Below are 1,179 nucleotides of genomic sequence, written 5' to 3'. Positions count from 1 at the left end.
AATTTGAAAAAAATGGATACAATACCAAACAATTAGAAATAAATTTCAAAAAAACATATGAAAATTACAAATATAAGCCGCATTTTATTATTGAATATCAGAAATATAATGATTTAAGTAACATAAAGCGTAAATTAGAAAAATCCATTGAAATAAATCAAGAAAATCCCCAAAAAAATTATGATAGTTTAAAAACAAACATTTTCAATATACTCATTGAACAACTAAAAGAAAAGGCAAACATTGAGCTTTTAAAGCCGATTATAAAAAAATATTTAAATAGCAAAAAGAAATTAGAATATAATAAGGTATTTAATACGTATTATCATGAATTATTAGAACTAATAAAAAAACAAAAAAGTTTATTTGATTTAAAAGAATTAGATAAAAAAGCTATATAAGGATTAAATGTGGGGAATTTATTAAAAACTACAAAAACAGAAGAACAAAATTTTAAATTTGATAAAAAAAATATTTTTCTAATGAAAGAACAAAAAAAGGATAGAAATATTTATCATACAAAAATACTAAAGGACATTTATAAAGTAGTAAATGATAAAAAACACCGGTGTATGGTTTTTTTTAAAAAATTATTAAATGAATCAGAAATTCAAAAGCTTTATCTATATCCTATACAAGAGGGGGATAAATTTTTAGGGATTTTTTATGGTTATAGAAAACCAATAAGAAATATTCTTGTACATTATGAATTAGACGGAGTTAAAAAAGCATATACATTTTCAAAAACATATTACATAGAATTTAGATTTAAAACCGGCAGTGTTTTTTGCTATTTAAGAGGATTATTTCGTTTATTAAAAAAAGAAAAGATGGATACACCTTATAATAAAGCACTTGTGAATAAATTTTTAAATTTGGAAAAACATGTATATAAATTTTACAATAAAAAATATTCTGATGAAGGACTAATTATTAAATGGATTTTAAAAAATTTAAAACAATAACAGTTCTGTCAATTAAATACATTGTTGATAAAATTTTTTATATGTATGCAAAATGTATTTCAAGAAAGTTTTTCTAGGAATAAAGGAGATTTTTTATGGCAATAAAATTTAAAAAAAGAGTTTTAACAAAAAAAATAAATACTAATGTTGAACAAAATTCAATTATAGATGAAAGTAAAATTTCTTATTACGAAACACTAAAGGAAAAATTAAA

General features: G+C 20.3%; 2 protein-coding genes. Both read left to right on the top strand.

Translation table 11 applies throughout. From position 1 onward, the window contains the following. A partial coding sequence (locus tag HNR35_RS05720) for a plasmid maintenance protein (RefSeq protein ID WP_236845806.1) occupies nt 1-401 on the top strand: 401 nt, incomplete at its 5' end. A 9-nt stretch (nt 402-410) separates the two neighbouring features. Continuing rightward, a complete protein-coding gene (locus tag HNR35_RS05715) occupies nt 411-965 on the top strand; it encodes a DUF226 domain-containing protein (protein ID WP_336509710.1) in 555 nt (184 codons plus the stop codon). Nucleotides 966-1,179 lie beyond the last annotated feature (214 nt).

This window comes from Borreliella spielmanii (genome assembly GCF_014201705.1).
In the GTDB taxonomy this organism is placed as follows: Bacteria; Spirochaetota; Spirochaetia; order Borreliales; family Borreliaceae; genus Borreliella; species Borreliella spielmanii.
The sequence above is the reverse complement of the archived record's forward strand: the minus strand, read 5'-3'. Positions and strand labels throughout refer to the sequence as shown.